Below are 407 nucleotides of genomic sequence, written 5' to 3'. Positions count from 1 at the left end.
GCTGTTTATGAACCCTCGCGTACCCGACTCGCACAAAAAGGCTTACTTCCTAAAGAAATGGGATGGTTTCCCGAAAAAATAACTACTAATCTTGATGCTGTCATTCTCGGAATGAACGCACGTGAGGATAATCCTGAACTTCAAAAATCAAAGTAGTTAATTATTCCCGTTTACTCCTATCCCGAGTTCCTATATGAGCAGTCAAAGGAGAAGACCCGCGTGGTTATTGGCGGTTCCCATGGAAAAACCACTATTACTTCTATGGTCCTGCATGTGCTAAAATATCATCAAAAAGAGGTGGATTACATGGTAGGCGCACAGCTCGAAGGTTTTGACACCATGGTACATTTAACCAAAGAAAATGACTTTATCGTGCTGGAAGGAGATGAATACCTTTCTTCTCCCAT

Annotated in this window: 1 pseudogene; it reads left to right on the top strand. The window is 42.0% G+C overall.

The window, feature by feature from the left end:
- Nucleotides 1-407: pseudogene (locus HC176_RS17040) on the top strand (peptidoglycan synthetase); the annotation flags it as partial.

The organism is Tamlana crocina, from assembly GCF_012037625.1.
This window is presented reverse-complemented; position numbering and strand designations above follow the sequence as displayed.